Origin of the sequence: Sphingomonas sp., assembly GCF_019749955.1 — a bacterium.
Lineage (GTDB): Bacteria > Pseudomonadota > Alphaproteobacteria > Sphingomonadales > Sphingomonadaceae > Sphingomonas.
On sequence record NZ_JAIEPC010000049.1, the window covers coordinates 1 to 8,456 of the forward strand.

Here is an 8,456-nt window from a genome sequence, read left to right on the forward strand (position 1 = left end):
CGGGCCATCGACGGTACACGCGTCCTTTGAGCTTTGAAGCGCGGGCTGTTACTGGCGGGGCGCCGCAAAGGCAAGTTTGCTCAAGGCAGGGATGCGCATGACCGATACGACGATCAACCCGGAAGAGGCAGCGCATTTCGGCAAGCTTGCCGCCGATTGGTGGAATCCGAAGGGCTCATCGGCGATGCTCCACCGGCTCAATCCGGTGCGGCTGGGCTATTTGCGCGAGCGGATCGATGCGCATTGGGGCGAGGATGCGAGCGGCTTCACCCCGCTCGCGGGCAAGCGCGCGCTCGATGTGGGGTGCGGGGCCGGACTGCTGTGCGAGCCTTTGGCGCGGCTGGGCGCGACCGTTACCGGGCTCGACGCGGCGCCCGAGAATATCGAAGCGGCGAAGGCACACGCCGCGCTCTCGGGGCTCGACATCGATTACCGCACGGGGTCGGTCGAGGATCTGGCGGGCGAGACCTTCGATCTCGTCACCAGCCTCGAAGTGATCGAGCACGTCACCGATCCCGCCGCCTTCGTCGCGGGTCTGGCGGCGGCGCTGGCGCCCGGCGGCTTGCTGATCCTGTCGACGCCGAACCGGACGATGCTGTCGCAGCTCGCGCTGGTGACGCTCGCCGAAGGGATCGGCCAAATCCCGCGCGGCACCCACGACTGGGGCCAGTTCCTGAAGCCCGACGAACTGACCGCGCTGATCGAGGATGCCGGGTTGGAGGTGGTTGAAACGCGCGGGTTGAGCTTCTCGCCGCTCAAGGGCTTCACCATCAGCGACGATGAGAGCCTCGACTATTTCGTCACGGCGGCGCGGTTCGGCTGAGCCTTATTCTCCACACGTCACCCCGGCCTTGTGCCGGGGCCCACCGTCCCACAAGCGGTTTCGCCAGCGGCACGGTGGGCCCCGGCACAAGGCCGGGGTGACGGCAGGTGGCTTGGACTCAGCGTTATCCCATCACGCCATCACATTGCGTCCCCGGCTCACCACCGCCGTATGCCCCACGCTCGCCGCCGCCGACTTCGCCTTGATCGTGTCGACGAAAATCCAGTCGTTGCTCACCCGCTCGGGCGTGATCGTCAGCGCCATGTAACCGCGCCGCGAGGTGTCGGACCATTTGAGCTCTGGATTGGCGCCCACCAGCGCCGCCGCGACCGTTTTCGGATCGATACCGATCGCGCTTTCATAGCCCGGCGAGGTCACGCCGTGCCCGGCGAACTCGACCCCCGCCGCCTTGCCGTCCTGCTTCAGATCATAGGCCCAGCCATTGTGGCTGTCGCCCGAGATCACGACCAGATTGGCGCCAGCGCCCTGCGCCGTCCGCAGGAACCGCGCGCGCGCCGCTGGGTAGCCGCCCCAGCTATCGTAATTAAGCGGCAGCCCGACCTTGGCCGCCGCAATCCCCGCGAGCACATAGTTGCGCGAGCGCTGCGGTGCGTCGGGGGCGATCCAGCCCGCCGCCGCTTCGGGCATCACCGTATTCCCCATGATCGTGCCGAAGCCGACCACCTGCCAGCGCTGCCCGGCCTTCACCGACGCGCGCAGGGCGTGCGCCAGCCAATCCTCCTGCTGCGACCCCATCATCGTCGCTGCCGGGTCCATCCATTTGCCGTCGCGGAATTCGGCGAGCGCCTTGGGGATGTTGAGGCTTTTGAACAGCGGCGCGATCTCGGGCTGCTTGGTGCGACCGAGCAGCCGCGTTTCGGTGCGGAACAGCGTCGCGAGCGTACCGATGTCATAAGCCTTCCATGGCTCGTCGGAGATCGGCATCCATTCGCGATACACCTGAATCGCTGCGGCGCGGCGGGCGTTCCAGTCGCCTTCCTCGCTCTGGTGGTTCTGCGCGCCGCCTTCCCAGCTATCGTTCGCCGATTCATGATCGTCCCACTGGACGATCATCGGCACCAACTGGTGCAGCTTCTGCAAATCGGGGTCGGCGCGGTAGCTGGCGTAGCGGAGGCGATAATCGGCGATATGCAGCAATTCGGTCGCAGGCTCGGGCACGCGCCCGGGGACGGCATCCTTCGCCGCCGGGTAATCGCCAGTCTGATATTCGTAGAAATAGTCGCCGAGATGGATGGCGAGGTCGATGTCGCTCCGCGCCGCCGCATGCGCATAGGCATTGAAATAGCCGAACGGCAGGTTCGAACAGGAGAAGATCGCCGCCCTGAACGACTTCGTTGGTCCAGCCGGCAGCGTCTTGGTCCGCCCGACGGGCGAGAAGCTGCCGTCGGGCGCGACGAAGCGGTAGTAATAGACCGTCGCAGGCTTCAGCCCCCCGACCGTAATCTTCGCGGTCCAGTCGCGCCACGGCCCGGTGATCTGCACGCCCGATCCCGCGACCTTGACGAAGTCGGGGGTTTCCGACAGGTCGACGCGCAACTCGGCGGTGTCGCCGCCCACGGGCACATAGCGCGTCCACAGCAGCATCGAGTCGGCCATCGGCTCGCCACTGGCGACCGCATGGGTGAACCCGCGTGCGGCCGACACAGTCGGGCTTTGGGCAAAGCCCGGGACGGCGAAGGCGCCGAGGCCCAGCGTGCCCGTCATGATGAACGAGCGGCGATCAATCCTGATGGTCATGGCTTTCCCCTGTCGGCGTGATGTGATGCGCTACTGCTCCTTCGATATGGCTGGTTCGTGACAGTCAAGGCGATCGACAATCGCGGGCGCTACCTTGTCGGGGTGGCCGCCGTCGCGCTGCTCCTCGCACTCGCGATGCTGCGCCCGATTGACCACGACGAAAGCCAATATGTCGCCGCCGCGCTGCTCTCGGCGCGGGGCCTGCCCTATCGCGACTTCGCCTATCTCCAGACCCCGCTCCAGCCGATGCTGCTCGCGCCGGTTGCCGCGCTGGCCGAGGTTTGGGCGTGGCCGGTTTTGCGCGCGGTCAATGCGCTGTTGGGGGCACTGACGCTGGCGGCATGCTTCGGTGCGGCGCGCGCGGCGGGTGCCGATGCGCCACGCGCGGGGCTGGCGGTGGGCTTGATGGCGTGCTGCGATATCTTCCTGTTCACCAGCGCCGTCGCGCGTAACGACGCCTTGCCGGGAGCGTTGCTGGCCGGAGCGCTCTGGCTGATCGTGCGGCGGCAGCAAGATCAGGGCAGCAGCAGTGAAGCTCTGCTGACCGGATTGTTGCTGGCAGGTGCGGCGGCGGCAAAAATCTCGTTCGCGCTGCCGGCACTGGCCTATGGTGTATGGGCGCTGGCTGATCGTCGCCATCGCCCCGGCCTGCTCGTGCTCGGCGCTGCGCCGGTCGGGCTGTGGCTCGCCTGGGTCTATGCGCAGGCGCCCGACGCCTTCATCTTCGGCGTCTTCACTTTCCCCGCCAAGGCCCCCGCCGAATGGTATCTGGCGCAGGGCATGCCGGGCAAGCTGAGCCTCACCGGCAAGGCGCTCGACACGCTCAAGTTCCTCGCACTCGGCCCGGCCCTGATGGCGCTGGTGATCGCCGCCCGCTTCCCCGGCCGCGAGCGAATCGAGCGCCTGCTCGATGTGCTGATCGTTGCGGGGTTGATCGCCGCGCTGCTCCCCGAACCCACGTGGCGGCAATATCTGCTGCCGATCCTGCCGCCGCTGTTCATCCGGCTGGCGCTGGTGTGGCAGCGCGTGCCGCCGGGACGCGGCGCACGAATCGCAGCGGTCATCTTCGCGATCGGCGGGCTGGCGCCCTCGGTAGAGGCGGTGATCAAGGCGACGCGCGGGGTGCCAATGGCGGTCGCGCTCGATCAGGGCGCCGCGCTGCGGACTGCCTTCATCGCTGCTGGCGGATCGGGGCCGGTTGCAACCTTGTCGCCGCAGTTGCTGCCTGCAGCGCGACTCGACATCGACCCGCGCTTCGCGGCCGGGCCCTTCTACTTCCGCAGTCTCGCGCTGCTCGATGCCGCGCACGAACGCCGCTTCCACCTCGTCTCGCGCAATCGGCTCGAGGGCGCCGCGCCGCTCAACGCGATCCTCGTCGGCGGCGAAGGCGCATGGACGGCGGGTGAAGCCAGCGACGACGCCCCCCTTATCGCCTATGCCCGCGCCCGTCACTGGCGGCGGATCGAGTTTCCCGGCGGGCGGCTGACGCTCTACCTGCCGCCGCGCTAGTCACTGATCACTTTTCACTACCCCGTTCGTTTCGAGCGCAGTCGAGAAACAGGCCGCAGGCGACACCACCCCTGTCTCGACTTCGCTCGACACTAACGGGGTTGAGTGCGCGCTTGCCTCACGGCAGCCCGCGTCACGCAGCCACGCGCTGACCCCGCGCGACCAACGCTTCGTAATAGGCCATCAGATCGCGGACATGCTCGACATCGGTGCGCACCCGCGCCGCCGCGACGATAGCAGCGCGCCGGAGCAAGGCGGCATCGCGATCGAACAGTCGCCCGATCGCCTCGGCCGCCGACGCGGCATCGCGCGCGCGATAAAGTTCGGCGCAGTGGCGGTCGGCGACTTCGGCGCAACCACCAGTGTCGGGCACGATCAGCGGCAGCCCCGACGCCATCGCTTCGGACGCAACCAGCCCGAACGGCTCGGCTTCGGAGGCGTGGATCAGCGCATCGCTGCTTGCCATGATGGCGGCCAGCCGCGCGCGGTCATAGACCGGCTTTTGCAACCGGATATACGGCGCATCGGCAATCAGCCGTTCGATCCGGCGGCGTTCATAGCCGTCACCGATCAGCGTGAGGCCAATCGGTCGTGACCGGCTGGCGCGCTTGACGGCTTCGATCACCAACGGCCAGCGCTTTTCGGGGTGATGCCGCCCGATCCCGAGCAACAGATGCGCGTCCGGCCCCAGCCCGCAATCGGCCAGTAGCTCGGCCCGCAGCCCCGCATCGCGCAAGTCCGGCGAGAAATGCGCGCGCTCGATCCCCAGCGGCATCGCGGCATCGACCCGCACGCCGCGCGCGTTCAGCCGCTTCTGGAGCGCAGGGCCATTGGTCAGCACCGCGTCATAATGCGCGAGGAAGCGCGACATATAGCGGCTATACCAGGCAAAGCTGCGCTCGATCCGCTCCGGGCTGGCGAAGCGTTCGAACCAGCGCATTGGATAGGCAGCAACATTGTCGTTGTGCATGAAGAACACGCGCGGCGCAGCCCCGTGCCACTTGCCAACGATCCACGCCGGCCGCCACGGCGACGACGCTTCGACCACATCGGGTGCAAGCGCGTCGAGCAAGGCATGCACAGGCGCTGAATCCCAGAACAGCCCGTAATTGGCGTCGAACGGCATGCCCGGCGCCTTGACGTAAATGATCCGGCCGCCGGGGCGATCATCGACCCAATCGCGACGACCGGGAGCAATCACGATCAGCTCGTGCCCCATTTCGGCCATCACCGCCATTTTGCGGTCGACATAGGTGCGCACGCCGCCGCCGGTCGGCGAGTAGAATTCGTTGACGTCGACGATCCGCATCGCGGCAGGCTATTCCTTCGACGGCGACAGGCCGCTCAGGCCGCGCAGATATTGCGCCTTGATCGTGATGGAGGTGATCCCCGGCCCTGCTTCGACCGTCGATGCGCCGATCTTGGGCTTGCTCGCGCCGATGCGCGTATTGCTCGTGATCCCGCCGCCATCGGTCCAGAAGTTGAACTTGTTCTTGCCATCGCGGTCGTGCGTGAAGAACAGGCCATAGGCACCGGCATGCGGCACACGGATGCAGATTTCGACCGGCCCGGCGGCAGGCGTTTCGACCCAGACACGGCGGAAAACCTTGCCTTCCTTGATCAGATCGCGGTCGTCGCGCAGGAAGTCGGTCGCGGTCGCGGGATAGAGTTCGAGTTTCAGCCGACCCGTGCGGTCCTTCAGCCCCGTGATCGTCGCGCGAATCGCGGGACCGTCATTGGCATCGCACGCACCAGCATCGCTGCCGATCGTCGGGTGGCCACGCGCCTCCAGCGGCGCCGCCATCAAGCCCAAGGCCAACAGCGGGGCGACAAACGCGAAACGAACCATCAGTTTTTCCTAACCAGCGAATACAGGCCGAACACGACGATCAGGACCAGGTGAAGGAGCAGCGTGAACGCCGCCGTCACCGCGACCAGGCTCGACAGTCCGGCGCTTTGCCCTACGAACAGGATCGCAAAATTGGCGAAAAGAAGGTCTTTGTTCGGCACCAAAGGCAGCCGCCCGACGAGCATCCGTCCAGCGGACAGCAGCGTCAGGCTGCCGATCGGCACATCGGGCCGCCCGAAATGCCACACCAGCGCGATCAACAGCGCCGCCCCCAGCAGCCTGGCGCTGTGCACGCCAAACACCCACCACAGCGTCGACCGCGGCAGCGAAAAGACGCGCTTCGAAAAGATCAGGAACGGTAGCGAGGCGGCGATCACCACCAGCACCGATATCCCGACCGAGTGCGCAATCGCGGGCGGCAGCGCGCCATAAGCGAAGGGCAGCGCCAGCAGCACCAGCAGCAAGGTGGCGGCATTACCGGCAACCGCCGACAAGATGCTGACATCCTTCACCGCACCAAAGGGCGCCGCAACCATCCGCGTTCGTGACCGCGCCCAGGCGTAGAAATAGGCCTCGCCCGCATACCCAAGCACGACTTCGTTCGCGATGCCCTTTTTGACGAGGGCGATGAAGCCCTCGGGCGGGATCTGCCACAGACGGCGGAAGATGATGTAGTCGCCCAGCGGCACGGTGAGATACAACGCGACCGACATCAGGTAGAACATCGGATCGCGGGGGATCGCGCCGCTCAGCCCGGCCAGCCCGCCGCCGAACAATGCGCGCGATATGCCGAGCAGCATCGCCAAGGTGATGAGCGTCCCGGCGACGAGCGACCAGCGGCTCGGCGGCTCGGGCGCAATGATGGCATCGGGCGGCGTTGTTGCCGTGATCGGTTCGGCAATCGGCACGGGCATCGACGCTTGATCCTCGACGGGCGACGCCCTCAACAGGCGAAAACGCGCCATGCCCAAGACTTGCGGCGCAAAAACGGCAGCGATTGGGTGCCGCGCGCCGCTATCTGGGGTGGGTGGGTGTCGGCTTCAACCGGCGGGCTTCACCGCATCAGGGTGCGCCGCGCCCAGCGCCGGGATCGCCGCCAACGCCGCATCGATCGCGACCAGCCGGGGATAAGGCTCCAGCGGCAGCGCAAAGCGGCGCGCATTGTACATCTGCGGCACCAGGCACAGGTCGGCGATGTTCGGCGCGTCGCCGCCCAGAAATTTCCTATCGCCAGCCATCGCTTCGAGCGCGGCAAAGCCGGTCGCGATCCAGTGGCGATACCAGTCGTCCTTCGCCGCCTGATCGGCCCCGAACTGCGTGCCGAGCCGCTTGAGCACGCGCATGTTATCGATCGGGTGGGTGTCAGCGGCAATCACCAGCGCCTGCGCCAGCGCGCGGGCCCGTTGAAATGGGTCGGTCGGGATCAGGCGAGGATTGGGGTAGGTCGCATCGATCCAGTCGATGATCGCAAGGCTCTGGATGATCGGCACGCCGTCAACTTCAAGCGTCGGCACTTGTCCTTGCGGGTTACGCGCGCGGTTCGCGGCATCGAGCTGCTCGGCGGCGACCAGATTGACGGCGACCCGTTCATAGGCGACGCCCTTCAGCGCGAGCGCGAGCCGCACGCGGTAGCTCGCCGACGACCGCCAGTAATCGAACAGCCGCAGCTTCACGCCGCCGCTTCTTCATCAAGCGCGCGTTCGGAGCCGCGTTCGAGCGCAACCTTGATCATCGCGACCATCGGATCAGCCAGCGCCAGCCCGAGCACGCCGAACAAGGTGCTCGCCAGAATCTGCGACGACAGGGTCAGCGCCGGGGGCATGTCGACGGTGCGCTTGGCGACCATCGGGATGACAACATAGCCGTCGAAATTCTGCACGACGAAATAGGTCAGGATCGCCCAGTATCCGGTGTTGACCCCCGCACTGAAACCCACGGCAACCATCAGCACGCCGGTGATGATCGCGCCGATGTTGGGAATGAACGCCAGCATCCCCGCCAATATGCCCAGCAACAGCGCCATCGGCACGCCGCCAAACCACAGCATCAGCCAGATCAAAATGCCTTCGACCAGCATCCCGAGCAGCCGCCCGGCCAGCAGGCGGCGCATCGTGTGTGCCATCCGGTCCATCGTGATCGCCCATTCGGCACGCATATCCGACGGCACCAGCCATTCGAGCCCGCGTTCGTACAGCCGCGGCTCCATCGCCACGAACAGGCCGATCACCAGGACCATTAGCAGGCTCGCGGCGGCGCCAACCGCCGTCCCGACGAACGACGTCAGCCGCCCGAACGATCCCATCGCTTGCTGGACAAGCCCGTTCACATCGGCCCGCCCCGGCATCATGCCATGTTCGGCGGCCCAGGCGATCAGCCGGTCAGCCTGCACGGCCAGCGTCACACGCAGTTGCGCAAACTGATCGGCGACCTGAACGCCGGTCATGAACACCACAACGGCGATGAACGCGATCGTCAGCAGCACGACGATCATCAGCCGCCAGCCGCGCGCGATCGGCA

At 66.6% G+C, this 8,456-nt stretch carries 8 protein-coding genes; 2 read left to right on the plus strand and 6 right to left on the minus strand.

Features of this window, described 5'->3' with window-relative positions:
- The first annotated feature begins 97 nt into the window (after positions 1-97).
- The gene (ubiG, locus tag K2W81_RS10840) at positions 98-823 is read left to right on the plus strand and encodes a bifunctional 2-polyprenyl-6-hydroxyphenol methylase/3-demethylubiquinol 3-O-methyltransferase UbiG (protein WP_294104186.1); all 726 of its coding nucleotides are present in this window, start codon (positions 98-100) and stop codon (positions 821-823) included.
- A gap of 132 nt (positions 824-955) precedes the next feature.
- Here the strand turns inward: ubiG and K2W81_RS10845 are convergent, their stop codons facing one another.
- Positions 956-2,581: an alkaline phosphatase D family protein gene (locus K2W81_RS10845; RefSeq protein ID WP_294104187.1), complete on the minus strand. Its 1,626-nt coding sequence runs from the start codon at positions 2,579-2,581 to the stop codon at positions 956-958.
- A 57-nt stretch (positions 2,582-2,638) separates the two neighbouring features.
- Between K2W81_RS10845 and K2W81_RS10850 the strand changes: the two genes are divergently transcribed.
- Positions 2,639-4,090 (plus strand): DUF2029 domain-containing protein, encoded by a 1,452-nt coding sequence (locus K2W81_RS10850; protein ID WP_294104189.1) that lies wholly within the window; start codon positions 2,639-2,641, stop codon positions 4,088-4,090.
- A 133-nt stretch (positions 4,091-4,223) separates the two neighbouring features.
- Here K2W81_RS10850 and K2W81_RS10855 read toward each other — a convergent pair whose 3' ends face one another.
- From K2W81_RS10855 to K2W81_RS10875, 5 genes are all read right to left on the minus strand, one after another.
- Positions 4,224-5,399: a glycosyltransferase gene (locus K2W81_RS10855; RefSeq protein ID WP_294104191.1), complete on the minus strand. Its 1,176-nt coding sequence runs from the start codon at positions 5,397-5,399 to the stop codon at positions 4,224-4,226.
- A 9-nt stretch (positions 5,400-5,408) separates the two neighbouring features.
- The gene (locus tag K2W81_RS10860) at positions 5,409-5,939 is read right to left on the minus strand and encodes a DUF2141 domain-containing protein (RefSeq protein WP_294104193.1); all 531 of its coding nucleotides are present in this window, start codon (positions 5,937-5,939) and stop codon (positions 5,409-5,411) included.
- Positions 5,939-6,904: a hypothetical protein gene (locus K2W81_RS10865; protein ID WP_294104195.1), complete on the minus strand. Its 966-nt coding sequence runs from the start codon at positions 6,902-6,904 to the stop codon at positions 5,939-5,941. The genes K2W81_RS10860 and K2W81_RS10865 overlap by 1 nt, the downstream gene beginning before the upstream one ends.
- Positions 6,905-6,979: 75 nt before the next feature.
- Complete coding sequence (maiA, locus tag K2W81_RS10870) at positions 6,980-7,612, minus strand: maleylacetoacetate isomerase (protein ID WP_294104197.1); 633 nt, start codon at positions 7,610-7,612, stop codon at positions 6,980-6,982.
- On the minus strand, positions 7,609-8,456 hold an 848-nt coding region (locus tag K2W81_RS10875; RefSeq protein WP_294104199.1), incomplete at its 5' end, for an AI-2E family transporter. The genes maiA and K2W81_RS10875, both read right to left, overlap by 4 nt.